Genomic DNA, 24,366 nt, shown 5'->3' on the forward strand with positions numbered 1-24,366 from the left:
CCGTTATAGACGACGTAATGAGCAGGCGCTGGCCTACGCAGACAGAGCGGTGGCCGCGACTTCGTCGAGCGCATGCAGAGATTCGATGCCGGCTCGGGATGTAGCGGCGGGCGCGTCGACGAGTGACGCAGCACGCACGTGAACGTTGCGGCCAACAGGGGGAAGGGCGAGCCGGCGCACCACGTCGGCCACATCGTCGACGAAATGAGGGATGTCGCGTGAGGGTTCGCCACCGAGGACGATGATCTCGGGGTCGAGAATGTGGCTTGTGTTCACGAGCATGCGACCGAGCACTGAAGCGGCGCGGCGCATGATCGCGACAGCATGCTCGTCGCCGTCTCGCGCCCGCGCGCAGAATTCTGCCCACTCGACGTCGACACCGTGCGCCGTTCTGTAGTCCCGCAGAATCGCGGGGATCGAAGCGTACTGCAACAAGCATCCGGAATTTCCGCACGTGCAGGCTGGACCGGCGACTCACCGTGAGGCTGGGCAGGGTCGACGTTCTCTGCATCAGCCCGCTTCCGAACATCGAGCTCATTCACCCGGTGCTTGAGACTTCGGCCGAAGAGTTAGCCGCGTCGCTGGCGTTGAGCGTCGGGGGCACGGCGACGGCGATTGAGATGGTTGTGCCTGACATGATTGCCCGCGGCTCAGGAACAGTGCTTGTCACAACGGGAAGCGGAGCGCAGCGCCCGACCCCTGACCGTGCGGCTAGTGCCGTAGCGACGTCGGCGCAGACCGCGTACGTCGATGTGTTGCGTGACGCGCTTGCGCCGCGAGGCGTCCAAGTTTCGCAGCTCGTGATCGTCGGACCCGTCGGCCCAGGATTGAAGCATGAACCGGATGCTGTCGCCGACAAGCTCTGGCAGCGCCACGAGAGCGGCACCGCTGCGCTCGAGGTGCTCGATAGCACTGATGGGGCTTAAGACGTGCGTATTGATGATCAAGACGATGGCAGACGGCTGCGGATCTGACGGCGCGTCTGTAGCCGGTGTTTCCGAGCCGATGGGCTACCAAGGTCTCCATTTAGCGGCGGGTGCTGCGGGGGACGGCGTCAGGATCGTCACGAGCGGTCAATCAATCGAACGAGGCTGTCGAGTTGTTGCGGCTGTATTCGATGATGACGCTCGTGCGCGTCGACGCAACAGCCTGGTTCCCCGAGAGGTTCTCGACGACGAACGTTCGCAGAGCACTCGAGTCGCTCACCGCAACGTGAACGAGAAAGTCTTCGCTGCTGCCGAGAAAAAACATCTGCGTGACCTCGGGAAGCGCTCGCACCTTCGTCGAGAACTCGGTGATGCTCGCCTGTCGCGCGCCGGCACGCAGCGTCACCCCGATGATGGCCTGCAGTCCTGCGCCGAGTTCGCGCTGGCGCACCACCGCCTCGTAGCCCGCGATGACCCCGCGGTCTTCGAGCCGCTGTACCCGTGCATGGGATGTGGACTCAGCGATGCCCGCGGCAAAGGCCAGTTGCCGGTTGGTCGCGCGAGCGTTAGCCATGAGCGCTGAGAGCAGAGCGAGATCGACCTCATCGAGCTCGTCAGTTGTGTGAAACATCTGCGGTCCTTTCGCCTCTGAAGCGGGCCACGTTGAATATATCTCCCGATATCAAACTTCCGTCAAGCAGAGATTCGCTAACGAATACTGCGCCCCGAACGTCTTTCAAGATGGTGGAACGAGAGAAGGAGGCATGATGAGAATCGGCATTCCCACCGAGATCAAGAACAATGAAAGCCGTGTGGCCATCACGCCCGCAGGGGTCGATACGCTCGTGCGCCACGGACACGAAGTATGGGTGCAGTCGGGCGCGGGTGACGGCTCGAGCATCCGCGATGACGAGTTCGCCGCCGCCGGTGCGCACATCGCTGAGGACGCGGACGAAACGTGGGCCAGAGGCGACCTGCTGCTGAAAGTCAAGGAGCCCATCGCACCGGAGTACAGCAAGATGCGGTCGGGGCAGGTACTGTTCACGTACCTGCACCTCGCGGCATCGCGGCCATGCACGACGGCGCTTATTGACGCGGGGACCACCGCGATCGCCTACGAGACCGTTCAGCGAGAAGACGGGTCGTTGCCCCTCCTCGCACCGATGAGTGAGGTCGCCGGGCGGCTTTCCGTCACCATGGGGTCGTACCAGCTCACGTCGCCGAACGGTGGTCGGGGGATGCTGCTCGGCGGTGTTCCGGGAACGCCGCGTGCGCACGTCGTCGTGATCGGCGGCGGGGTCGCTGGGGAGCACGCAGTGCGCAATGCCATCGGTCTCGGTGCGCGCGTGACGGTCATCGACCTCTCCCTTCCGCGACTGCGACAGCTCGAAGCTCAGTTTGGTTCTCAAATCCAGACGCGGCACTCTTCGCGACTGACGATTGCGGAGCAGCTGTCCGACGCCGACCTGGTCATTGGTTCGGTGCTCGTTCCCGGCGCCGCGGCACCGAAGCTCGTGACCGATGAGATGGTGGCGGGCATGCGGGAGGGTTCGGTGCTGGTCGATATCGCGATCGACCAGGGTGGATGCTTCGAGGGATCGCACCCCACGACGCACGAGGATCCGACATTCTCTGTGCACAACTCGCTCTACTACTGCGTGGCGAACATTCCCGGAGCGGTACCCGCGACGTCGACCAGGGCACTCACAAACGTCACGCTTCCCTATATCGTCAACATCGCGGACAAGGGATGGCACGCGGCCGCGCGGGACGATCATGCGCTGGCTCGCGGCGTGAACGTGCGCGACGGGCGACTGGTCAACCGCGACGTCGCCGAAGCGCTGGGCACGGACGCCGAACTGCTCGTCGCCTGATACGTCAACGCTCCCCACGCGGCATCCTGATAAAAATTCAAAAAGGATCCTCCCATACTATTGACCGGTCATTTATTTAATTGTACGGTCATTGCATGACATTGCCGCTCTACCAGAAGATCCGAACCGAAATTGAGGAACGGATTCAGTCGGGTGAGCTCGCTCCCGGCGCGAAAGTGCCAACGGAGGCAGAGCTACAGTCGGCGCACGGCGTCAGCAGATCTGTCGCGCAACGCGCGCTGAACGACCTCGCGCAGGCGGGCTTGGTGGTGCGGCATAAACGCCTCGGAACTCACGTCGCCGAGGGGGCACGCCAGGTCAACCTGTTGCGTTCCGTCGGCCCCAAAGTGGGAAGCGCGGGGATTCCGGGTCGGCTCTCCGTTGTTTCGGCCGAGGTTGTGTCGGCGAATGCGGCCGAGGTCGAACTTCCGGGCATCGAGGGAGACGAGCCAGTTGTTCAACTCGTTCGGGTCAGGCATGACCTCGATGACACTCCGGTCGTCGTTGAGGTGGCCGCCGTACCATTCCAACTTTCACCGCAGCTGTTGAACGAGAACTTAGAGACCTTCGCCGTCCTCGAGCATTTTGCAGCCATTGGGGTTTCCGTCGCTCGATCGCGCATGTACTTCGACGCACTGCTTCTCGAGAACACGCACGCCGAGCTTCTGGGGATTGACCCGGGGGTCGCGATCTTGCGTCGACGTCGGCACATGTGGCAACCGAACGGGCAGATCGCCGAATCAACTGCCTATTACCTTCGCCCCGGATTCATCGACCTCTACCTGGAGTACACAGACCAAGGCTGACACAACGTTCAGTTAGACCGAACCATCAACAGATCGCGGCGAGGCCGCGATTCGAGTACCCCTCGCTGTCACACACCCGGACAGCGACGATCGCGGGCCGACATCACAGTCTGCCCGATGCACCCGCATCACCTCGATGCATCAACCACACAACACTGGAGGTATCGCAATGAAGCGATCATTGGCAATTGCCCTCTCTGCAGCGGCGGTCCTGATGGGGCTGACCGCATGCTCGAACCCCGAGCTCGACGATACGGAGCAGCAGTCCGGAAGTCAGGATGTCGTAACGGCCGTTGAGAGAGACGACGAGATCGCGGCGATGCTCCCCGACTCGTACAAGGACAAGGGCTTCACTGCGGCCATCAACGCGAACATACCCCCGGTCAAGTTCGTCGACGACTCGGGTGATATCACGGGGCTGAACCCGGAGTTGCTGCGCGCGGCAGCGCGAGTGCTCGGAATCGAGGTCTCGTTCAAAGAGGTAACGTTCGACGCGCTGGTGCCCGGGCTGGAGTCCAAACGATATGACGTCATCGCGTCTGTCGGCGACTACGTCGAGCGTCAGACACACATCGACTTCATCGATTACCTGCAGAACGGTACAGCGATTATCGCCTCAGCCGATTTCGAGAAAGACCAAGTCGAGCCCGCGGACCTCTGCGGACTGAGCATCGGTTATACCCGCGGAACGTCTCAGCAGGCGAACCTTGAGGCGGCCAATAAGGAATGTGCTGCGGCAGGGGAGCCGGCGATCAAGATCAACGCGTACCAAGACGGTGGGGCTGGAGTGCTGTCTGTCAAGAGCGGCGAGGCTGACGGGTTCTGGGGGGATCTCCCGCCGATGGCCTATAACGTGCGCACGGACTCCGACATGTTCAAGTTGATTTACACCGAACAGGACAGCGTCGTCGGAATTGGCATTCATAAAGACAACGCTGAATTCCGGGATGCTCTGCGCGCGGCGCTGCTGAAACTCGTTGACAACGGCGTGTACGACAAGCTCCTCGACCAGTGGGGTCTTGCCGACTTCGGCGTGCCGACGATGGACATCAACAGCGAAAACAGCATCGGCGAGGGCTAATCATGTCACAACTTCGACGTAGACAACTCGCGAAAGAACCCGCGGCCGTGAAAGATGTCGAATACACGGCGAGCCTTCCGATCCGGTCTCGCGTGGGCGTCGGCCAGTGGGTGACGTATGTGCTCGGTGCCTACCTGATCCTTGTCCTCATTCAGTTCTTCGTGTTCAACGAGAACTGGAAGTGGGAGACGATCTTCTCCTATCTCTTCAGCAAGGTCATCATCGAGGGGCTGCTGAACACGATCAGCCTGACGGTCCTTACCACGGTGCTGGGGCTCATCATCGGTGTTTTCACTGCATGGTGCCGACTCTCGCCGTACATCGTTCTGCGCACGGCAGCCGTGCTGTACATCTGGGTGATGCGCGCGATGCCCCCTCTGGTGATGCTTCTCGTCGTGTTCTTCTTCGGGGCGCTCGTGCCGACGCTAAACCTTGGCATTCCGTTCGTCTTCAGCATCGCAGAGGTGCCGACGAACCAGGTGATCAGCCGGTTCAGCGCCGCCGTCATCGGGCTGGCGATTTACCTCGGCGCGTACTCGGCCGAGATCTTCCGCGGCGGCGTTCTGTCTCTCCCGTCCGGGCAATTCGAGGCGTGCAGGTCACTGGGCATCGCGCCGGTCAGGGCGTACCAGAAGATTCTTGGGCCGCAGCTCATTCGGGTGATCACGCCATCGCTCGCGAACGAGGTCATCACCATCTTCAAGAACACGTCGCTGGTCTCGGTCATCGGGTATGCAGAACTCCTGACGACGGTACAGACGATCTACGCACGCAACTTCGAGACGATCCCGCTGCTGATGGTGGCCGTCATCTGGTACCTCGTGCTGACGAGCATCGCGATGTTCGGGCAATCGCGGCTCGAGAAGCGCTTTGGCCGAGGCTTTGCCCGACGAAAGGTCGCGCCCAAAACGGGGGAGATTCCCACAGCATCCGGATCGTTGACGGGAGCACGAAAATGACGATCACAACAACAACTCCCCTGCTGCAACTCGTTCAGGTGAGCAAGCACTTCGGCGATCTTCGAGCGGTTGATGAGGTCAGCCTTGAAATCAAGCAGGGAACGGTCACCTGCATCGTCGGTCCGTCAGGTTCGGGTAAGAGCACACTGCTGCGCACGGTTAACATGCTCGAAAGCATCGACGGCGGGGCAATCTTCTTCGACGGCGAGATGATCGGGCATCAGGTTCGCGACGGGCACCGCATTCCGGTCTCGGCATCGGTAGCTCGGCGCCAGACTCTGAATTTTGGAATGGTCTTTCAGCACTTCAACCTGTTTCCGAACTACACGGCGCTCGAGAACGTCACGATCGCACCGATGCTGGTGAAAGGTGTCAAACGGAAGGTTGCTGACGAGACGGGCGCTCGCGTGCTCGCGCAGGTGGGCCTAGCGGATCGGAAAGACCATTACCCCAATGAATTGTCCGGCGGTCAGCAGCAGCGCGTTGCGATCGCGCGTGCCTTAGCGATGGAGCCCAAGCTGCTCTTGTTCGACGAACCCACGAGCGCGCTCGATCCGGAACTGGTGAATGAGGTGCTCGCGGTGATGCGAGGCCTCGCCGAGGAAGGCGCCACCATGCTCATCGTGACGCACGAGATGCGCTTCGCCGAAGAAGTCGCAGACGAGGTCATCATGATGGACGCCGGACGCATCATCGAGCGCGGGGCCCCGCGTGACGTCATTCACAACCCCACGGCGGCGCGGGCTCAGAAGTTCTTCGCCTCCGTCGGGATCAGCTAGGTCGAGAAAGTGAACTTTATCGTGAATCAGAGAATCATCGTCGTTGGAGCCGGTGTCATCGGATGCAGCCTGGCCGACGAACTGACACGCCGAGGTGCTTCGGTCACCGTGATCGACGCTGCGGCGCCGGGGTCGGGAACGAGCTCAGCGACATTCGCGTGGGTCAACGCGAACAGCAAGACGCCATCGGATTACTACGAGCTCAACTACCTCGGCCTGCGTGCGCACGAGCGGGTGGCCCGCACTTTGCCGCAGAACGGAGCGCACTGGTTCCATCAGACAGGGACGGTGCAGGTCGCTCATTCAGATGAGAGGATGCACGCGATCGAGTCCCAGGTATCGCGACTTCGCTCCGACGGCTACGACGCTCGATCGCTGAGCAGTTCCGACGTGGCTGACCTCGAGCCGAACCTCACCGCGGCGAAGGTCCGCGGCGGCGCGCTGTATGCCGAAGAGGGCTGGATCGACGTGCAGACCATGTGCGTGAGCCTTCTCGACCGTGCTGTGGAGCGCGGCGCTGAGTTCTTCCCGTACCAGACCGTCACGCGCGTGCGGGAGCGTCACGTCACGACCACCTCGCCGGACGGCGCGACTCATGAGTACGACGCTGACGTCGTGATCCTCGCCGCCGGGAACGGCACTCGGCGCATCCTCACGAACGAGGGTATCGAGTTCCCGACAATTGACCCGGTCGGAGACACGGGGTCGGGAGGTAGCGGCCACCCGAAGGTCGGCATCATCAGCACGACGGGCATGGTCAATTCCGGCATCCGTCACCTGATTCGTTCCGAGGGAATCGCGCTCCGGCCAGCACGAAACGGCGGGATCACTTTTGCCGATAACCCCACGGGTGGAAAATGGGAGATGGGTGACCCCGGAATCTGGACGGTTCCGGCGCTTCTTCTCGATCGTGCTCGAGAACTCTACCCAGCCCTCAACCAGGCGACGACCGAGTCGGTGCTGCTTGGCACCCGGGTTCTGCCCGACGATGGGCTTACGATCGCCGACTGGGTGGATGAGAACCACTCCGTCTACGCGGTCGCCACGCACAGCGGCGTCACTCTCTCTGCTCACCTCGCTGATGCCGTCTCTCGTGAGGTGATCGAGGGCGATCGCCACGCCTCGCTCGCGTCATTCGGGCTGTCCCGGTTCATCGCGGCGTAGTAGCTGTGGCGCGAGTACTCGCGCGTTCGTTGTTCTCAACACTCAGGAAAAGGAGCAGTACGGTGCTGTCTGTCATCGGGGGCCCGCAAGCCCTCCCCGCCGCTGTCTATGCATCGGCGAACACCGGCGAAGAAGTCGGCGTTCTCTCGTCATCGCTTTCGCACGAGGCTCTGCCAGGGATGCGCGTCGAGAACGTCGAAGGGCCCGTGTGGTTGCAGCCGGGGATTCTTCCCGAAACCACGCATTTTGTGGTCATCTCTGACAGCACGAATCTCAAAGGAGTGCTCTACGCCCACCGTCAGCAGATCGCCGGGCGCAAGCTCTTGCTCGCCCCGGGCGGCTTCGCTGGAGTATTACGTGTTCGGGCGTGGTTCGACGAGTGGGGTCTGACTGCTCCAGAGCTGGGCGAGGTCACGGCGTTCATCGTCGGAGGGCGGCTTGACGCAACAGAGAACCGCTTCCGGTTGGGAGCAGCGAAACGCGACCTTCCGTTGGCCTCTGAATCCGCAGACAGAACGGACGCGCTGGTGAGGGATTACAGCCCGTACTTCCCGCACCTGACACCTAGCGACCTCAGCACAACAACACTGTCGAATGCGAACCACATGATCCACCCGGCGGTTGTGCTTCTTAATGCTGCACGCATCGACAACGCAGAGCCGTTCCTCTTCTACAGGGAGGGGCTGTCGCCAGCAACGGCGCGCTTCATGGAAGCGCTCGACGCAGAACGGCTGGAGCTGGTGAAAGCTCTGGGCGGCGAACCGCTAACGCTCAAAGACTGGATGCTGCGGTACTACGAAGCCGAGGGCATGCGAGGGGACACTCTCCTGGAGTGCTTGCAGACTTTCGCGGGATTTGCGGGCTCCGCAGCGCCTCTAACGCTGAGGTATCGGTATTTGGAAGATGACGTATGGTTCGGGCTCGCGCAGTATCTCGCACTCGCGAGAGAGTGGGGAACGGCGTGCGCGCATCTTCAGAGCGTGGTGACGGCAACAACTGTCTTATGCTCGAGAGTCGAGTCCTCGTATGATGACGAACCGTGGCAACTATTCAGAGACTACTGGGATGCACAAGAGCGTAATCAGCATCTGAACTCGCCACGAGCGCACGGTGGGCTGTCCGATGTCGGCAACGCAGTGGAGAAAGTGACCTAGCTAACGAGGGCAAAGACGCCCCGGGCCGTTGCCGCGAGCGAGCCCGCGAGTGCCAGCGCGAGGGCGAGGGTCTGCGCGCGCGTGGGCGTGATGACGCGCTGCAGAAATGAGCCGGCGACAAGGCCGACCAGAACACAGCAGACCGCGGCGATGACGAGAGGAATCGGAAGCGACATGTGCGGCTTCGCCGCGACCGACAGGATGTTGGTGAGAAGCGCGACCACCTGCACGGTCGGGATGAACGACGACATCGACATCTTCGTCGCCGCCCCGAACATCGCCAGCGCGGGACCGCCAACACCGGCGGTGACATTGCTGAAGCCCGAGAGCGTGCCAGCGAAGATCGCGCCGGTAGTTCCTCGAAACACCGGCATCGGCCTGCGCGTCAGGGCGATCAGGACCGCGACGGTCGTCAGCGCGCCGACGAGGATCAACAGCATGTCAGCATCCAACGCATAGACGACGACCGCGCCGATCGGCACGCCGACGACGATGCCGATCGACAGCTTTCCGGCCGTACGCCACTGAGCGTGCTGGAACGTGCGCGCGAGTACGACGAGGGCGATGAGCGCGGAGAGGATGTTGGCGAGAACGATGCCGTCAAAAGGATTCAGCACCAGAACGAGGAGCGGGCCCGAGACGAGGGTGAAGCCGAGCCCGGTAACGCGCTGAAGCGCAGACCCGACCGTGACGGCACAGAGCGCAAAGAGCCAGGTCACGGTCGGGTCCTTACGTCAGTTGCGAATGTTCTCGTCGACGATAGCGCCGAGACGCTCCAGCCGCGGAATCGAGACGGTGCGCAGCTCGTCGTCGACCGACTCAGCACCCAAGACCGAAGCCCAGACAGCGCGACCGGCGAGGAAGCCTGACGCGCCCGCGCGGCAGGCGATTGCGACAGCATCCGGGAACCTCTCGGCGTTGACACCGGAGGAAAGCACGACCCATGGGCCGTTGATGCTGTCCGTCAGCTCACGACACGCGTCATACACGCGATCGTCGCTCTCGGCCGCCTTGAACGGAACCTCGGCCTTGTAGATGTCGGCGCCAAGATCGCCGAGTTCCTTCGCCGCTGCAAGAACACCCGCTTCAACGTCGGTCGGCTCACCGTCCCACCGGCCGCGCGACACGGGCTCGATGATCGAGACGAGGTCGAGCTCGCGACAGGCGTCAACGAAGGCGCGCACTTCGTCGACGCGGCTCTGCGGGTCTTGATCTTCTCGCCAGAGCACGAGGAGCTTGAGGGCCTTCGCTCCCTGGCGTTTGAGAGCCTCGTAGTCGAGCGACGTGTCGAACGTGGACTCCCGGACGAACTCGTTCTCGCCCGCGACGAAACGGTCGGCGGCGGCAATGAGTGAGCATGACGATGCGACCGCGTTCTGTTCGACGACAGCATCCCACGCGAATTCTGTATCAACGAGAACGGCTGAGGCGTACGGAGTGAGAGCACGCGTCGCCGCCACTTTGAATTCCGTCATGTCGGCATCGCTGATGTCGGTCGAGCGCGCGCGGGACATCATGTCACGCAGCGCCTCGCGCTGGTCGACGGCGAGCATGGCGAACCCGCCAGACGGCCGGGCGAGGGTAGTCGGATCAGACATGAGAATCCTTCGGTCCAAAATGTGAGAAAACGAACATTGTGTTCGCACTCTATCAGAGCCTTGCTAGCATGCGAGATGTGAACACCTGGGGAGAGTCGCTTCGTCACGGCGGCGCAGAACGGCGCAGAATACTCATCCTCGAGCGGCTCTTCCGCGACGGCCATGTCGCCGTCCATGCACTGAGCGAGGAGTTCGCCGTCGCCGAGATGACCATTAGGCGCGACCTCAAGCAGCTCGCCGATGAGGGGGAACTCGAACTCGTGCACGGGGGCGCACGGCTACTCGCCGGACGTCAGCCGCCCGCGGGGTTCTCGCGTCGGACTCACAGCAATTCCCTTGCGAAGAAGCGTGTGGCAGAAGCCGTGAAGACCATTGTGCCCCGCGACGGGGTGGTCGGCGTCGATGCGGGCACGACGGCTCACGCGTGCGCTGTGGAGTTCGCTCCGGAGTTCACCGGCTGCGTCATCTCGCACTCGGTGCCTGTGCTCGCCAGCATGCTGGAGTGGCCGGAGATTCGCGTGATCGGCGTTGGCGGGGACTTGCTGCACGAGAATCAGGCGATGGTCGGCCCTGGCGCTGTCGCGGCCCTCAGGGAACTGCGTATCGACGTGCTCGTCCTCGGAGCGAGTGCGGTCAACGAGGATGGACTGTACGTGCACAGCTCGGTGGAGCTGGCGACAAAGCGCGCCATGATTGATGCGGCCGGCGAGGTCATTCTCGCGACCGATGCGACGAAGGCCAATGCGAGCGGGGCTGTGCGCGTGTGTGGACTCGAGCGCGTCTCTCGCATTGCGACGGACCGCGAGTGGGAGCCGGGCATCGCCGACAAGATCGCAGCGGCCGGCGTCTCGTTCGTTCTCGCATAACTTTTTCGAGCTCGCGCTTGACCTCGCCTCACAGTCATGCAACACTGCATGCAATGTTTGAAATCGATCAACTCTGTGAGTCCGTCCCGCACGCGTCGGTACCCGACAATGCGGTAACGGACGTGCGCTGCCGCGTCTATCGCGCACCGATCACGTCGGGCGTCGCGATGTCGTTCGGCGCTCTCGGACACAGAGTGATGTTTCTCGTCGACGTCGAGTTCGACGACGGATCGGTGGCCACCGGTGAGAGCTGGGTGAACTACCCGTCGTGGGGCTGGCGTGAGCGCATTGCGACCGTGACTGAGGGGATCGCCCCGCTCCTCGTGGGCCGACGATTCACCGGCACGGCCGCGGTTCGCGACGTGCTGCTGTCGTCGTTGACGCGCGTCGCTCGGCAATGGGGAGCGATCGGACCCGTCTACCAGGCGATCAGCGCAATCGACCAGGCGTTCTGGGTTCGAGCAGCGCAGCAGCGTGGGGTCGCACTTTCTGCACTTCTCAGCGATGACCCCCTGACCGAGATTCCCATCTACGGGTCGAGCCTCGGTCCGAGCGGTGTCAGAGAATCGGCGGAGCGGTGCCTCGACCTCGGACTTCACGCGGCGAAGGTCAAGCTCGGCTTCGGTCGCGAAACGGATGAGCAGAACCTTGCAGTTGCTCGCAGCATCCTCGGTGATGGATTTCGGCTCTTCGGCGATGCGAACCAGGGGTGGACGCTCGAGGAAGCCATCTCGATGGCGCCGATGCTTCGTGACTTCGGCATTGAGTGGATTGAAGAGCCCGTGAGTGGAGACGCTCCGGAACACCTGGGTCGCGTCTTCACGGAGACCGGGATCGCGATCGCCACGGGGGAGAACCTCTATGGCTCGGAGGCGTTCCTGCCGTACCTGGCGCAGCCCGGCGTGTCGATCGTGCAGCCGGATGCTGGCAAAGTCGGCGGTGTCACCGACTACCAGCAGGTCGTCGCCGCTGCCGCAGCATCGGGAACCCTTGTCGCGCCGCACCTTTACAACGGTGCGTACTCGACGGCGATCTCGATTCAGCTCGCCGCAGCGAACCCCACGACCCCCTGGCTCGAGTGGGACATCAGACAGAATCCCGTGCGCGAACCCGTGGACCATCTGCTCACCCCGAACGGCACCGTCGCCGTGCCCCGCGTCTCCGGCCTCGGCGTCGACATCGACCTTGAGCATCTTGCTCCGTATCTCGTCCCACTCTCTGAGGAGGCACAGTGAACCAGTTGTCCGAAAGCGGCGTCCGAATCGGCGGAGAGATCGTCTCTGACGGCCAAGGCCGCCGCCGCATCGAAGCCATCAGCCCGGTCGACGGAAACGCCTTCGGCGACGTGCTCCAGGGCACAGCCGACGACGCCCTGCGCGCATTCGACGTCGCCAAGCAGTCGTTCGGATCATGGTCGGCCACGCCAGTCGACGAGCGCGTCGCGACCTTGCGAGCGATCGCGGGAGCACTTCGGGATGAAGCGTCCGCCACGGGCGAGTCCAGCTGGGCCTGGCTGCTCAGCACCGAGACGGGCAAGAGGCTCGCCGAAGCGCAGGGCGAGATCAACTTCTCAGCCGTGTACTTCGACGCGTTCGCCGATCTGCTCGAGGCGCAGCGCGACGAGCACTTCAGCGTCATTCCCGGCATCACGCACCGTGTTCAGCCCCAGGCCATGGGCGTCGTCGCCGTCATCACGCCGTGGAACTTCCCCGTCTCGATTCCCGCACGCAAGATCGCGGCAGCGCTCGCCGCGGGCTGCACCGTCGTCTTTCGCGCCGCAGAGCTCGCCGCGCTCTCGTCGCTTCGTCTCTCGGCCCTGATCGAGCGCTTCGTTCCCGCCGGCGTCGTCAACACGGTGCTCGGGACGCCTGCCGACGTCGTCACCCCGTGGCTCGAACGCGTCGACTGCGTCTCGTTCACCGGGTCCACACGCGTCGGCCGCATCATCAATGAGCAGATCGCTCCGCGATTCACCCCCGCCGTCATGGAGCTGGGAGGCAACGCATCGTTCGTCGTGCTCGACGACGCTGACATCAACGCAGCCGTCGATACGCTCATGATCGCGAAGTTCCGCAACAACGGGCAGTCATGCATCGGCGCCAACAACGTGCTGATTCCGCGCTCGCTCGAGGCGGACTTCCGCGACGCACTGACAGCCGCGGCATCGTCACTTGTCGTCGGCGATCCGCGCGACGCGGCAACCGACCTCGGTGCGCTCGCTCCGGAGAAAGACCCCGCGCGCGTGGCATCGCTCGTCGACGACGCCGTCGCGGCAGGCGGCGAGGCGCTGCTCGGCCAGACCGAGCTTCCCACGAGCGGTCACTACGCCGCACCCCAGTTCGTCATGAACGCTCCGGCGTCGTCGACACTCGTCGCGGACGAGGTCTTCGGCCCGGCCGCGGGCATCATCGCGTACGACGACCTCAACGAGGCACTTGGCCTGCAGCGAGCATCCGGTTACGGCCTCGCCAGCTACGTCTGCACGCAAGACGAAAGCAGGGCGGATGCTGTCGCGGCTGAGTTCCGCGCAGGAATCATCGGCATCAACACCGCGACTCCGAACTACCCGGGTGCACCGTTCGGCGGCATCGGCCTCTCAGGGCTCGGCTACGAAGGCGGTCGACAGGGACTCGAGGCCCACCAGCACTTCCGCACCATCGCGACGAAGACGGAGTCGGTGTGACCATAGCGATCGCGCAGACGGGTGCGCCGACGGCCGTCGTGAACCGCAGCCTTGCGGGCTTCATCGACGCCGTCGGAAGAGAGCCCGTGCTGTTTGGGCGCGGTGGCCCCGAGGCTCTCGTCGAGGGGCAGTTCACCGACGTCCGCCCATCGGAGGACGAGCTCCTTCGCACGGGCTCCTGGCTGCGCGGTGGCCGGCGTGCGGTGACGAGCGACGATCTCGACACGATCGTTGAGAACCTCGAACGACGTGGCGTTACGGGGCTCAGCCTCATCGGCGGCAACGGCACAATGGCATTTCTCGACGCCATCGCCAACCGCGCCACGGAGAACGGCTCGAACCTGCGCGCCGTCGGCATACCGAAGACGATCGACAACGACATCGTGCGCATCGACCACACGCCGGGCTTTGCCTCCGCCGCGGGTTACCTCGCCGCGACGATCACCGACATGGTGCGTGACCACGAGGCGATGGCCAGCGTCGAGAAGCTGCGCATCGTCGAAGTGATGGGCCGCGATACCGGCTGGCTCGCTCTCGCTGGGAGCTTTCACGACCACGACCCGGAGCACGCTGCAGACCTCGTGATCACCCCCGAACAGCCCTTCGACCTCGACGCATTCATCGCCGACATCGACGATGTGCTGCGGGCGAAGGGGCGCGCTCTCGTCATCGTGAGCGAGGGAGTCGCCCCTGAGCTGACCCAGCAGCCCGTCAAGGCTCAGAACCATGCGCAGCTCATCCAGGGCGGTGTCGCGCGGGTGCTCGCTGAGACAGCATCCACCCGTCTCGGCATCACCGCCCGTGGCGAGGTGCTGGGAACAGCCCAGCGCTGCAACACGGCGCTCATGAGCCCGGTCGATGCCCGTGAGGCTCGTGAGCTCGGGGCCACGGCGGGCGCTTGGCTCCGCGACCCGAGCGGCCCGAGCGGCGTCATGGCCAGCCTCAACGGTGCCAGCGACATCGCGCCCGTCGCACTGAGCGAGGTCGGCGGCCGCGTGCGCCACGTGCCCAAGGAATGGCACGCGGCAGATCCGCGCGAGCTGCGCTCCTTTCACACCTGGCTTTCCCCCCTCGTCGCGCTTCCCTAGCGCGTCGCAACACACAAACACCGAAGAGAAATCGATCAAGGAGGAACGATGTCCAAGATTGCTTGGCGGGTAGGTGCCATTGTGGCGGCCACCGTCATCGCTGGCAGCGCCACTGCCTGCGGATCCCCGGGAGAGGGATCTTCAGAGAGCGGTGCCATCAATGTCGTCTTGTCCAACCACCCCTGGCAGCGCGGCCTCGAACCGCTCATCAGCCAGTTCGAAGAAGAAAGCGGCATCAAGGTCAACGTCCAGACCTTCGCCGAGCAGCAGGCTCGCGACCGTATCCTGCTCAACCTGCAGTCGAAGAGCTCGGCAATGGATGTCTTCATGACGCTTCCGTCGCGCGAAGGTCCGCAGTTCTCAGAGGCCGGTTACTACCAGCCGCTCGATGACTACCTGGAGAAGGCTCCCGATTCGTACAAGGTCGACGATTTCTCGCCGTCAGCGATCAACGGCATGAAGGATGCCGATGGGAACGTCATCGCGGTACCGATCAACATCGAGGGGCCGGTGCTCTATTACCGCACCGATGTCTTCGAGGACCTCGGCATCGAGGTTCCCGAAACCATCGACGACGTACTCGCGGCAGCGAAGACCATCAAGGAAGAGGGCGACATTACGCCTATCACTCTGCGCGGCGCTGCGCCGGCGATCGCGTTCGACTTCGGGCCGTTCTTTCACGGTGAAGGCCTCGAATGGACAAAGGATGATGGCACGGCCAACTTCGACCAGCCCGGAGCGGTGAAGGCGATCGATCAGTACGCGACGCTCGCCCGCGACTTCGGACCCAAGGGCGTGATCAACTACAGCTTCACCGAGTCGTCAAACCTGTTCGCGCAGGGCAAGGTCGCCATGGAGCTGGAGTCGAGCAACGAGCTCAACTCGGTCTTCGACCCCGAGAACAGCACGGTGAGCGACTCGGTCGGCGTTGCGAAGATGCCGGCTGGATCTGTGGAAGCAGCACCGACGGCGCTGTCGTGGGGGGTCACGATGTCGCCGTTCTCGGAGAACAAGGATGCCGCGTGGGAGTTCTTGCAGTGGGCGACGTCACCTGAGACTCAGCTTGAGCTGACGAAGGCCGAGATCGCTCCGCCGCGTGACTCGGTTGCGAAGGACCCCAGCTACGTCGAGAACTTCTCGACGCCGACCGAGAAGCAGTGGCTTGAAGCCGTCGCCGACATTCAGGAGAACGGCAACACCGAGGTCGGTCCGGTAGGCACCAAGGCCCCGAGCATGCGCGAGACCCTCGGCAACGCCATCGGCAAGGTGATTCTCGGCGATGCGACGGCTGAAGAAGCCGCGAAAGAGATTCAGACCAAGCTGAACGAACAGTTGGATAAGAAATAGCGCATATGTCAACGACGCGGACCATTGTCACACCACGGGGTCAGCGCCCGGTGGCACGGGGTCGGAGGAGCTTCGACCCCGTGTCGCAGGGGACGTTTCCCTTTCTCATACCAGCTCTCGTAGCGACGGTAGCGCTGGTTCTCCTTCCGGTGCTCTACACGATCTGGCTCTCGGTGACCGACCAGGACATCGCGGGGAACAACAGTGGGTTCGTCGGCTTCGACAACTTCGTGCTGATGTTCCAGAACTCCGAGTTCTGGTACTCGCTCTTCGTGACGCTTCAGCTCTTTGTCGTGTGTCTTGTCGTGGAGACCGTTCTCGGGTTGGCGCTCGGATATCTGCTGAGCCGCGACGTCCCCGGGCGTGCCATCTTCCAGGGACTGCTGCTCATTCCGGCCATCACCGCCTCGGTAGCCGTCGCTCTGGTATGGATGCTCATCTACGACCCCACGCTCGGCGCTGCAAACCAGCTGCTGACGGCCATCGGCCTCGATCCCGTCGTGTGGCTGGGCAGTCGGGAGATGGCGCCGTGGTCCATCGCGATAGTGGACATCTGGCAGTGGACGCCGTTCATGGCGCTCATCATCTCTGCCGGCATCCGTTCTCTTCCCAGTGAACCGTTCGAAGCGGCATCCATTGATGGTGCGGGCCCCGTGAAGAAGGCCTTGTTCGTCGGTCTGCCGCTGCTGCGCTCGGTGCTGCTTGTCGCGATGCTGCTGCGCACTGTCGACCTGATCCGCTTCTTCGACACCATCTACATCATGACCCAGGGCGGGCCCGTCAATGCGACCAACACTCTCAACGTGTACGGGTACCGCGCGGCGTTCATCGATCAAGAACCCAGCTATGCGGCGGCTCTGCAATTGAGCTTGTTCGTGCTGGTCATTCTGATCGCCGCCATCTTCACCGTCGTGCGAAAGAGGAGTACTGATGTCGAGTAGTACGAGAAATCGCCGGCGCAGCTATGCGCTGACGTACGCCGGGTACATTGTTGCGGCACTGATCTTCTTCGTGCCTGTGCTGTTCATGCTGTGGTCGGCGTTCCGCAGCAACGTCGACATCACGGGAAGCATCTTCAACATCGCGACGCCGTTGACGCTCGACAACTTCATCAACCTGTTCGAGCGCTTCGACTTCATCTACTACATCCGCAACAGCTTCATCATCGCGGGCGGGTCGACCATTCTGGGACTGCTATTTGGCGTTCCAGCGGCCTACGTCATCGCCCGGCGCACCATTCCAGGCATAGGCTTCAGCACGCTGCTGGCGCGCATGGCGCCCGGTGTCCTGTTCGTCGTTCCCTTCTTCATCATGTCGATGAAGATCGGCGCGACGTCGAACGATGCGCTCAACTTCATGGTGCTGATCGCGGCGCACCTCATCATCACGCTGCCGCTGTGCATCTGGCTGCTGATTCCCTTTTACGAAGAGATTCCAAAAAGCCTCGAAGAGGCGGCACTGATCGACGGATGCAGCCCGATGCAGCGGTTCACGCAAGTGGTGCTGCCGCTCGTGACGCCGGGCATCTCGGTCGCTGTCACGCTGAGCTTCATCTTCTCGTGGAACTACTTTCTGTTCGCCCTAGCGCTGGCCAGCTCGAACACGATGCCGCTGCCCGTCATCGCGTTCAACTTCATCGGGCAGGGGTCGAGTGACTACGGCGGTCTCATGGCCGCGAGCACGCTGATTTCGCTACCCGCCATCATTCTCACGATCGTCGCGCAGCGCTGGCTTGTGCGCGGATTGACAGGAGGCGCCGTCAAATGACAGAGGCCATCACCAACACGAGCGCTCACTTCCAAGGAAGCGGCGTCGTCTCGTTCACGACGGAGCAGCTTCGCGACGTGCGGCCGGGCCTCGCTCGCATTCGGGTCGACGTCTGCGCGCTCTGCGGCTCAGACAAGCGCCTTCTCGCCAGCGGCGCCGCGGTGGTGCCCGGACACGAGGTCGTGGGCACGGTCGTCGAGTCTGCGCCCGGCGCCCCTGAGGCGGGAACGCGCGTCGTGGTCTTCATTCCCGTGAGCTGCGGCGAGTGCAAGGCGTGTCTGGAGCACCAGAATAACCGCTGCTACAACCTCGAGGGCCTCATGGGCTGGCAGTTCGACGGTGGCTTTGCCGAGTACATGGATGTTCCGCCCCAGTGCCTCATTCCCGTGCCCGACGACATCCCCTCCGATGTCGCCGTGCTCGCCCTCGACACGTTCGGAACGGCGGCGCACGCGCTGCGTCTTGGCGCGCGAACGCAGCCTGTCGGCATCCAGAATCTGCTCGTCATCGGCTGCGGGCCGCTCGGTCTCGGTGTCATCTCGGTCGCTCTGGCCATGGGGATCCCGTCCGTGCACGCGTGGGATCCGAACGAGTCCCGGCTGGGGCTCGCGCAGAAGCTTGGTGCGACGGCCGCGCGCGACCTCGAGTCGATCAACCAGTACCAGGTGGTCGCGGAGGTGAGCGGCGCCGAGCCCGCTAGGGCCACGGCGCAGAACCTCGTTGAACCTGGCGGGGCGATTCTCGCGCTCGGCGAGTCGAACGACCCGTACGTCATGCCGGCGACACCACGCTGGCGTCGCACCGATTGCTTCACGGTGCGCTCGTTCTACTTTCCGCCGTCCGAAGTCGCTGACAACTGGGACCTGCTGCGCTCGCACGGTGCCCGGTTGCGCGACACGATCATGACGCCCACGCGCCTGGGCGATCTCGAAGAAACCTTCACCCGATTCCTTGACGGCGATTTCGTCAAGCCCTACATCACCCACGAGGAGAATTGATGACCCGCGACAACCTGCTGATCCTGGCGGCCGACCAGCGCCCCTGGCTCACGAACGCCCTGTTTGGCCACACCGATACGGCAACGGCCGGGCAGCGTGCGCTCACGACCGAGGCGAAGCACCTCATTTTCGAGGGGCTGCTGGCGGCGACAGCAGGTGAGACGACAGAGGATGCTGTCGCAGGCGCCGCGATTCTCGTCGACCCCGAGCTGGGGCCCGGCGTTCCCGAGCGGGCGCTGGCCCACAGCATCCCTCTCGCCCTTCCCATCGAGCGTGCGGGGCAGCGCGTGTACGAGACCGAGCCCGACGATCTGCGCGGCTACCTGAAGGCATTCGCGCCAACCTATTCAAAGGTGCTCGTGCGCTACAACCCGGCTGACCCGGCCGACGAGCGTGCGCTGCAGCGCACCCGACTGGCCGAGGCGTCGGCGATTTCGCGCGACGTGGGCTGCGAGTTTCTCTTCGAGCTGCTCGTGCCGCCGACCGACGAGCAGCTGGCGCAGGTCGACGGCGACGCCGAGCGATACGCGTGGGAGCTGCGCCCCGAACTCACGCGTCAGGCAATGCGCGAGATTCTTGACGAGGTCGGCGTCGACATCTGGAAGCTCGAGCACCAGGGCGACCTCGAGTCATCGCGACAGACGGTCGAGCTGGCGCACGAGCACGGCGGCGAGTGCATTCTGCTCGGCGCGGGCGGCGACACCGAGACCGTGAACGGATGGCTCGAAACCGCGGCGCGGGCAGGTTTCGTCGGCTTCGCCATCGGCCGTAGTATCTGGTGGGAAGCAGTGCAGGCGCTCGCCGCCGCGCCGACGGACGCTGGTGTTCGCTCACGCTCGCTCGAGAAGATCGCGGCAACGTACTCCGGGTTCGTCACCGCGTTCACGCGAGCACAGTAGGCGAAGGCGGGGTAGACGACGTGGACTGGGAGCCTCCCGTGCGCGTGGGCACGAGCGTTCACGAGTTTCTGCGCGCGAAGATCCTCACCGGCGAGCTCGCGCCGGGGTCGCGACTCGCGGTGCCCTCGCTCGCGAAGCAGCTCGGCCTCAGCCGCAGTCCGGTGCGCGACGCCGTTCTGCAGCTCGTGCGCGAGGGCCTCGCGATCGAGGAGTTCAACCGTGGCGCTGTCGTCTACCTTCCGCCTCGCCCCGCGCTCGTGAGCCTGTACCACGCACGCGAAGCGCTCGAGGGCATGGCCGCGCGTCTTGCGGCAGCGACCATCAGCGACGCCGTGCTCGCCGACCTCGACGCGGTGCTCAGCGAGCACGAGTTGATCGACCCGAACGACTTCCACCGGCACATCGACCTGGACGCCCGGTTCCACAGGCAGATTCGGGATGCCGCGGCAAGCCCCGTGCTCATCCGCATGCTCGAAGAGATTCAGGGCCAGGTCATCGTGGCCATGCGATCGACGAACCTGAGCGGCGGCGTTCACCGCGCGACCGCCGACCATCGGGCGATCCTCGATGCGCTCACTCGACACGATGCGGATGCTGCGGAGGCAGCGGCCCGCGCCCACATCTCCCGTCTGACGGGACTCCTCGAAGAAGGCCAGGAGGCAGCACAATGAACCGAACGGCACTCCGGCACAGCACGACCGATGGTCTGCGCCTCGTCGACGAACCTCTGCCCGAACTGGCTCCGGGCGAAGCGTCGATCGATGTGCTCGCCGTGGGTCTGTGCGGTACCGACACACACATTCTCGAAGGCAACTTTCCCTCGGCAGACAACGTCATCATGGGCCACGAGGTCTGCGGCGTCGTCCGTGAGCTGGCCGATGACTCCTCCGATCTCGCCGTGGGTGACCTCGTCACCGTGGAGCCGCACAAGTACTGCACCGCGTGCACGTACTGCCGCTCGGGTGACGAGCACCTGTGCATCAATAAGAAGGGGTACGGCGTCAAGCTCGACGGCGGCATGACCACGACCATGATTGCGCCAGCGCGCATCCTGTACCGGCTTGACCCGCAGATCGACCCGCTCATCGGCGCGATGGCGGAGCCCCTCGCGTGCTGCATCCACTCGATGGACCGCCTCAACCCGACGTCCGGCACGTCGATTCTTATCTCCGGATGCGGTCCCGCCGGGGCGATGCTCGTGGCGCTGTCGAAGGCGCGCGGTCTGACGCCGATCGTGGTGTCAGAGCCCTCCGAGTCGCGCCGCGAGCTCGCGCTGAAGATGGGCGCCGATCTCGCTGTCCACCCCGACGAACTCGACTCGCCAGAGGTCGCTACGTTGGCGGGGGAGCAGGGCTTCCATTCGGTGGTGGATGCTGTCGGTCGCGCGGCTATTGCCCGCGACCTGCTGAATCGCATCCGTAAGGGCGGCACGTTCCTCGTCTTTGGTGTGGCCGCACCAGACGACGCCCTCTCGCTCACTCCGCGTGAGGTCTACGACAAGGAGCTCACGATCGTGGGTTCGATCATCAACCCCTATACGCACGAGCGTGCGGTGGCGATGCTCCAGTCTCTCCCGCTCGAGGCGATCCCGACGCGCACCTTCCCACTGACCGACTACGAGGCCGCCTTTGTCGCGCAGCGAGAGGGCCGCGAGAAGATCTATCTTGTCCCAAACCGGGACAACGCCAAGCGGCTCGCCTAATTGCTCGGTATTGGCTGAATCGTTATCGACCGAGCCATCCACCGTCAACGGGCAGAATTACTCCAGAAACATAGTCACTAGCGCGACTCGCGAGAAAGATGAGAGCGCCGCTGAGGTCGTCTGGTTGCCCCCAGCGTCCTACTGGGATTCGTTGCTTCACAGCGTCATAGGCGGGCGCATCTTCGCGTAGCGCACGGGTGTTCTCGGTCTCGATGTAGCCGGGAGCGATACCATTGACTCCGATGCCGTGCTCGGCCCATTCGTTCGAGAAAGTGCGGACAATACCAGCGAGCGCGGACTTTGACGCTGTGTAGCTTGCGACTCCGTTGCCCCCCTGGAAGACGCGTAGCGAGGTTGTAAATATCACTTTGCCGGCGCGCCGGTCGAGCATCTGGCGCCCAATTGCTTGGGTGAGTGCGAACTGCGAAGTGAGGTTGACGTCGATCACCCGTTGCCATTCGTCAAGAGGATGGTCCACTGTTGGATAGCGGACAATAGTGCCCGCATTGTTGACGAGGATGTCGATCGGGCGCTCTCCCGTCGCGATAGAGTCGCCGAAAGCCGACACCTCGTTCACATTTGCGAAATCAACCCGGTGCGCATCGAACGAGCGCCCGAGGGCGCGGACGTCGGCACCAGCTGGCCCTCCATCGCTGGGCATGGAGGCGCTTACGCCGATAATGTCGGCCCCGCGTGTGGCAAGTGCCTTCGCGAATGAGCGACCGATCCCGCGATTTGCGCCGGTGACAAGGGCGAGTTTGCCGCGAATATTAAATAGGTCGTCTGCCACGATCATCACTCCTCAAGGTTCTGTGTAACGCAGTCGAGGGAGAACGCATGTGCTCCTCGACGAACACATTCCTATGCGATGCGGCCTCCCATGTGACCCGGAGGGCACGATGCAGCCGGAAGATGTTGCCAGAACGTGTCGGTCAGATTCTATCCGACTAGTCTTCTATACTTCTAGTCTAGGATTTATCGTTCGAGTTGGAGAACAAGCCGGAAGCCGGGGACCATGAAACTTTCCGCGACCTCGATCGGTTCACCCGTGCTTGCCCAGGCAAGGCGTGAGATATGGGTAACGGGATCGCCGGGCGCAATATCCAAGAGTGACGATTGATCTTCGGTTGCCAACGCACCGGAGATCCTCTGAGTTGCGCGAACGACAGTAATTCCGAATCGCTCAGCGAGCGTCGTGTAGAGCGATCCCTTGACGAACTTGGCGTACGCGAGTTCGGGAGCTCTCAGGTACGGCAGCCAAGAGGTCTGCACCGCCATTGGGCGGCCCTGATACGACCGGACGCGTACGAGTCGTAGAGCCGTTTGCCCGGCAACGGCGAAGAGCTGTGCGTTGACGTCCTCGGGAGGTTCTACGACGTCCCGTGAGATGATGCGAGTGCTGATCTCTTCCGCCTCGAGACCCAACTCCTCATGAAATGGTGCGAGACGTCCAGCGTGGCGCTCAATAGATTGCGGCTCGCTGACGAAAGTGCCAGCGCCTTGACGCCGTGTCACAAGGCCCTCCAACTCGAGCTGTGAAAGAGCTTGCCTCACGGTCATTCGACTGACGCCGTATCGCCTCGCGAGACCTGACTCGCTCTCGAGTTGAAAGCCCGGCTTAAGCCTGCCTGACCGAATTTGGCTCGTCAGGTCTCGGTTAATCACCTCATAGAGCGGGGCATTGGCCACGCGTCTACCTCCTTGTTGGACTATTTGATTTCATATTAGGACCTAGGCGACTCCATTCGATGAACAGGCGGGAGATGCACCTAACCTCGGTTCATGTCCAGATCCCATTCCGTAACGTCGCTGCCGGTGTGAGCGATCTACGTAGAGACAAGCTTCTGGATGTAGCGGATCGCGGTCTCTGTGGCGGTCGTGGGGTAAAACTCAAGCCCAATCGTGCCGTCGTATCCAGAAGCTCTAATTACGTCGAGCAGCGTCGGCCATTGTACGTTTCCACTCCCAGGCTCGCCGCGCCCCGGAACGTCTGCGATCTGAAGATAGCAGATGACGTCATGGCCGTCCGCGAGCTCGGTAGCAGGATCTTCCGCTTCTGTCATCGAGTGGTATAGGTCGTAGAGAACTCCGAAGCGGGAGGAGCCGACGTCGCGGGCAATCTGTACAGCATCGCGGGTACGGTCGAGGAGAGCGCCCGGATGGTCCACGCGGATGTTGAAGTTCTCGGTCATGAAGGTGACCCCTGAGTCTTCGGTGCGGGCAATGACCTCCGCAAAAATTTCAGTAACACGCTTGAGTTGTTCTGAGCGCTTCATCCGAAGGTATCCCGTCGCACCGCTGACCAGAACGCGTGGACACTCGAGTGCGATCGCTCGCTCTACTGTTCGAGCAATGCCGTCGTAATACGCATTGAGATTCGCATCGGGGAATGCGATGTTTATTCGAGGTTCCGCGCTTATGGCAGTGACCGAGACCCCGCGTTCAGACGCCGCCCGATGGACGGCGTCTGTGTCGCGGTCTGACGTGGTCCAGAGTTCAACTGCTGTGAACCCTGAATCGGCCGCAGCGTGCAGGCGCGCGGGCACATCGCCTGCTTCAGTAAATAGCAGGTCGATATTGGCGGCAAGTGTTAGCGCCATATTGCAACCTTTACGTTGCTCGTGGGGTGTGCCATACTTACCGTCCTTCTCTCAGCGCCCTCAGGTTGTGAAGCC

25 protein-coding genes and 1 pseudogene are annotated in these 24,366 nt (G+C 63.1%); 19 read left to right on the plus strand and 7 right to left on the minus strand.

What is annotated here, in order from left to right:
- Positions 1-33 precede the first annotated feature (33 nt).
- A pseudogene (locus tag ATJ78_RS03960) lies at positions 34-456 on the minus strand (ROK family protein); the annotation flags it as partial.
- Between the two features lie 23 nt (positions 457-479).
- Between ATJ78_RS03960 and ATJ78_RS03965 the strand changes: the two are divergent.
- Complete coding sequence (locus ATJ78_RS03965) at positions 480-926, plus strand: SDR family oxidoreductase (RefSeq protein WP_098406410.1); 447 nt, start codon at positions 480-482, stop codon at positions 924-926.
- Positions 927-1,077: 151 nt separating this feature from the next.
- Here ATJ78_RS03965 and ATJ78_RS03970 read toward each other — a convergent pair whose 3' ends face one another.
- Positions 1,078-1,557, minus strand: a complete 480-nt coding sequence (locus ATJ78_RS03970; RefSeq protein ID WP_098406411.1) for an Lrp/AsnC family transcriptional regulator — start codon at positions 1,555-1,557, stop codon at positions 1,078-1,080.
- A 136-nt stretch (positions 1,558-1,693) separates the two neighbouring features.
- On the opposite strand from ATJ78_RS03970, the gene ald reads away from it, so the two are divergent.
- The 7 genes from ald to ATJ78_RS04005 all read left to right on the plus strand — a co-directional run bounded on the left by ald (position 1,694) and on the right by ATJ78_RS04005 (position 8,743).
- A complete protein-coding gene (ald, locus tag ATJ78_RS03975; RefSeq protein ID WP_098409194.1) occupies positions 1,694-2,800 on the plus strand; it encodes an alanine dehydrogenase in 1,107 nt (368 codons plus the stop codon).
- 95 nt (positions 2,801-2,895) lie between these two features.
- Positions 2,896-3,606: a GntR family transcriptional regulator gene (locus ATJ78_RS03980; RefSeq protein WP_098406412.1), complete on the plus strand. Its 711-nt coding sequence runs from the start codon at positions 2,896-2,898 to the stop codon at positions 3,604-3,606.
- Positions 3,607-3,775: 169 nt separating this feature from the next.
- Entirely contained in the window at positions 3,776-4,687 is a 912-nt protein-coding gene (locus ATJ78_RS03985; protein ID WP_169923379.1) for an ABC transporter substrate-binding protein, read from the plus strand.
- Between the two features lie 47 nt (positions 4,688-4,734).
- Complete coding sequence (locus tag ATJ78_RS03990; RefSeq protein WP_211288421.1) at positions 4,735-5,646, plus strand: amino acid ABC transporter permease; 912 nt, start codon at positions 4,735-4,737, stop codon at positions 5,644-5,646.
- Positions 5,643-6,425: an amino acid ABC transporter ATP-binding protein gene (locus ATJ78_RS03995; RefSeq protein WP_281253362.1), complete on the plus strand. Its 783-nt coding sequence runs from the start codon at positions 5,643-5,645 to the stop codon at positions 6,423-6,425. The genes ATJ78_RS03990 and ATJ78_RS03995 overlap by 4 nt, the downstream gene beginning before the upstream one ends.
- Positions 6,426-6,446: 21 nt before the next feature.
- A complete protein-coding gene (locus ATJ78_RS04000; protein ID WP_169923380.1) occupies positions 6,447-7,589 on the plus strand; it encodes an NAD(P)/FAD-dependent oxidoreductase in 1,143 nt (380 codons plus the stop codon).
- A gap of 62 nt (positions 7,590-7,651) precedes the next feature.
- Positions 7,652-8,743, plus strand: a complete 1,092-nt coding sequence (locus tag ATJ78_RS04005) for an NAD/NADP octopine/nopaline dehydrogenase family protein (protein ID WP_098406416.1) — start codon at positions 7,652-7,654, stop codon at positions 8,741-8,743.
- On the opposite strand, the gene ATJ78_RS04010 is transcribed toward ATJ78_RS04005, so the two are convergent.
- Positions 8,740-9,462: a sulfite exporter TauE/SafE family protein gene (locus ATJ78_RS04010; protein ID WP_098406417.1), complete on the minus strand. Its 723-nt coding sequence runs from the start codon at positions 9,460-9,462 to the stop codon at positions 8,740-8,742. The genes ATJ78_RS04005 and ATJ78_RS04010 overlap by 4 nt on opposite strands.
- Before the next feature lie 15 nt (positions 9,463-9,477).
- The gene (locus tag ATJ78_RS04015; protein WP_098406418.1) at positions 9,478-10,341 is read right to left on the minus strand and encodes an aldolase; all 864 of its coding nucleotides are present in this window, start codon (positions 10,339-10,341) and stop codon (positions 9,478-9,480) included.
- Positions 10,342-10,409: 68 nt separating this feature from the next.
- Here ATJ78_RS04015 and ATJ78_RS04020 point away from each other — a divergent pair, with 68 nt between their 5' ends.
- From ATJ78_RS04020 to ATJ78_RS04070, 11 genes are all read left to right on the plus strand, one after another.
- Complete coding sequence (locus ATJ78_RS04020) at positions 10,410-11,207, plus strand: DeoR/GlpR family DNA-binding transcription regulator (protein WP_143741368.1); 798 nt, start codon at positions 10,410-10,412, stop codon at positions 11,205-11,207.
- A gap of 53 nt (positions 11,208-11,260) precedes the next feature.
- Positions 11,261-12,442 carry a mandelate racemase/muconate lactonizing enzyme family protein gene (locus ATJ78_RS04025; RefSeq protein WP_098406420.1) on the plus strand — a complete coding sequence of 394 codons (1,182 nt, stop codon included), beginning with the start codon at positions 11,261-11,263 and terminating at the stop codon, positions 12,440-12,442.
- A complete protein-coding gene (locus ATJ78_RS04030; RefSeq protein WP_098406421.1) occupies positions 12,439-13,890 on the plus strand; it encodes an aldehyde dehydrogenase family protein in 1,452 nt (483 codons plus the stop codon). The genes ATJ78_RS04025 and ATJ78_RS04030 overlap by 4 nt, the downstream gene beginning before the upstream one ends.
- Entirely contained in the window at positions 13,887-14,978 is a 1,092-nt protein-coding gene (locus ATJ78_RS04035) for a 6-phosphofructokinase (protein WP_098406422.1), read from the plus strand. The genes ATJ78_RS04030 and ATJ78_RS04035 overlap by 4 nt, the downstream gene beginning before the upstream one ends.
- A 48-nt stretch (positions 14,979-15,026) precedes the next feature.
- Positions 15,027-16,325 (plus strand): ABC transporter substrate-binding protein, encoded by a 1,299-nt coding sequence (locus tag ATJ78_RS04040; RefSeq protein ID WP_098406423.1) that lies wholly within the window; start codon positions 15,027-15,029, stop codon positions 16,323-16,325.
- 80 nt (positions 16,326-16,405) lie between these two features.
- Positions 16,406-17,266: a carbohydrate ABC transporter permease gene (locus ATJ78_RS04045; RefSeq protein ID WP_169923381.1), complete on the plus strand. Its 861-nt coding sequence runs from the start codon at positions 16,406-16,408 to the stop codon at positions 17,264-17,266.
- The gene (locus tag ATJ78_RS04050; RefSeq protein WP_098406425.1) at positions 17,256-18,092 is read left to right on the plus strand and encodes a carbohydrate ABC transporter permease; all 837 of its coding nucleotides are present in this window, start codon (positions 17,256-17,258) and stop codon (positions 18,090-18,092) included. The genes ATJ78_RS04045 and ATJ78_RS04050 overlap by 11 nt, the downstream gene beginning before the upstream one ends.
- On the plus strand, positions 18,089-19,090 hold the full coding sequence (locus ATJ78_RS04055) for an alcohol dehydrogenase catalytic domain-containing protein (RefSeq protein ID WP_098406426.1): 1,002 nt from the start codon (positions 18,089-18,091) through the stop codon (positions 19,088-19,090). The genes ATJ78_RS04050 and ATJ78_RS04055 overlap by 4 nt, the downstream gene beginning before the upstream one ends.
- Positions 19,090-19,989 (plus strand): 2-deoxy-5-keto-D-gluconate 6-phosphate aldolase domain-containing protein, encoded by a 900-nt coding sequence (locus ATJ78_RS04060; protein WP_098406427.1) that lies wholly within the window; start codon positions 19,090-19,092, stop codon positions 19,987-19,989. Before ATJ78_RS04055 ends, ATJ78_RS04060 begins: the two co-directional genes overlap by 1 nt.
- Before the next feature lie 20 nt (positions 19,990-20,009).
- Complete coding sequence (locus ATJ78_RS04065; RefSeq protein ID WP_143741369.1) at positions 20,010-20,660, plus strand: GntR family transcriptional regulator; 651 nt, start codon at positions 20,010-20,012, stop codon at positions 20,658-20,660.
- A complete protein-coding gene (locus ATJ78_RS04070; protein WP_098406429.1) occupies positions 20,657-21,691 on the plus strand; it encodes an alcohol dehydrogenase catalytic domain-containing protein in 1,035 nt (344 codons plus the stop codon). The genes ATJ78_RS04065 and ATJ78_RS04070 overlap by 4 nt, the downstream gene beginning before the upstream one ends.
- Before the next feature lie 22 nt (positions 21,692-21,713).
- Here ATJ78_RS04070 and ATJ78_RS04075 read toward each other — a convergent pair whose 3' ends face one another.
- The 3 genes from ATJ78_RS04075 to ATJ78_RS04085 form a co-directional block, all read right to left on the minus strand.
- A complete protein-coding gene (locus ATJ78_RS04075; RefSeq protein ID WP_434061484.1) occupies positions 21,714-22,481 on the minus strand; it encodes an SDR family oxidoreductase in 768 nt (255 codons plus the stop codon).
- 185 nt (positions 22,482-22,666) lie between these two features.
- Positions 22,667-23,380: a GntR family transcriptional regulator gene (locus ATJ78_RS04080; protein ID WP_098406431.1), complete on the minus strand. Its 714-nt coding sequence runs from the start codon at positions 23,378-23,380 to the stop codon at positions 22,667-22,669.
- Positions 23,381-23,517: 137 nt separating this feature from the next.
- Positions 23,518-24,291 (minus strand): TIM barrel protein, encoded by a 774-nt coding sequence (locus tag ATJ78_RS04085; RefSeq protein WP_098406432.1) that lies wholly within the window; start codon positions 24,289-24,291, stop codon positions 23,518-23,520.
- Positions 24,292-24,366 lie beyond the last annotated feature (75 nt).

It is taken from the genome of Paramicrobacterium agarici (assembly GCF_002563955.1).
Lineage (GTDB): Bacteria > Actinomycetota > Actinomycetes > Actinomycetales > Microbacteriaceae > Paramicrobacterium > Paramicrobacterium agarici.

Bases quoted from the DNA above. Each gene is read 5' to 3' on its own strand.
- ATJ78_RS04015 (WP_098406418.1), bottom strand. From the start codon at position 10,341: ATGTCTGATCCGACTACCCTCGCCCGGCCGTCTGGCGGGTTCGCCATG.
- ATJ78_RS03970 (WP_098406411.1), bottom strand. From the start codon at position 1,557: ATGTTTCACACAACTGACGAGCTCGATGAGGTCGATCTCGCTCTGCTC.
- ATJ78_RS04070 (WP_098406429.1), top strand. From the start codon at position 20,657: ATGAACCGAACGGCACTCCGGCACAGCACGACCGATGGTCTGCGCCTC.
- ATJ78_RS04020 (WP_143741368.1), top strand. From the start codon at position 10,410: ATGCGAGATGTGAACACCTGGGGAGAGTCGCTTCGTCACGGCGGCGCA.
- ATJ78_RS04050 (WP_098406425.1), top strand. From the start codon at position 17,256: ATGTCGAGTAGTACGAGAAATCGCCGGCGCAGCTATGCGCTGACGTAC.
- ATJ78_RS04060 (WP_098406427.1), top strand. From the start codon at position 19,090: ATGACCCGCGACAACCTGCTGATCCTGGCGGCCGACCAGCGCCCCTGG.
- ATJ78_RS04085 (WP_098406432.1), bottom strand. From the start codon at position 24,291: ATGGCGCTAACACTTGCCGCCAATATCGACCTGCTATTTACTGAAGCA.
- ATJ78_RS03980 (WP_098406412.1), top strand. From the start codon at position 2,896: ATGACATTGCCGCTCTACCAGAAGATCCGAACCGAAATTGAGGAACGG.
- ald (WP_098409194.1), top strand. From the start codon at position 1,694: ATGAGAATCGGCATTCCCACCGAGATCAAGAACAATGAAAGCCGTGTG.
- ATJ78_RS04055 (WP_098406426.1), top strand. From the start codon at position 18,089: ATGACAGAGGCCATCACCAACACGAGCGCTCACTTCCAAGGAAGCGGC.
- ATJ78_RS03995 (WP_281253362.1), top strand. From the start codon at position 5,643: ATGACGATCACAACAACAACTCCCCTGCTGCAACTCGTTCAGGTGAGC.
- ATJ78_RS04040 (WP_098406423.1), top strand. From the start codon at position 15,027: ATGTCCAAGATTGCTTGGCGGGTAGGTGCCATTGTGGCGGCCACCGTC.
- ATJ78_RS03985 (WP_169923379.1), top strand. From the start codon at position 3,776: ATGAAGCGATCATTGGCAATTGCCCTCTCTGCAGCGGCGGTCCTGATG.
- ATJ78_RS04025 (WP_098406420.1), top strand. From the start codon at position 11,261: ATGTTTGAAATCGATCAACTCTGTGAGTCCGTCCCGCACGCGTCGGTA.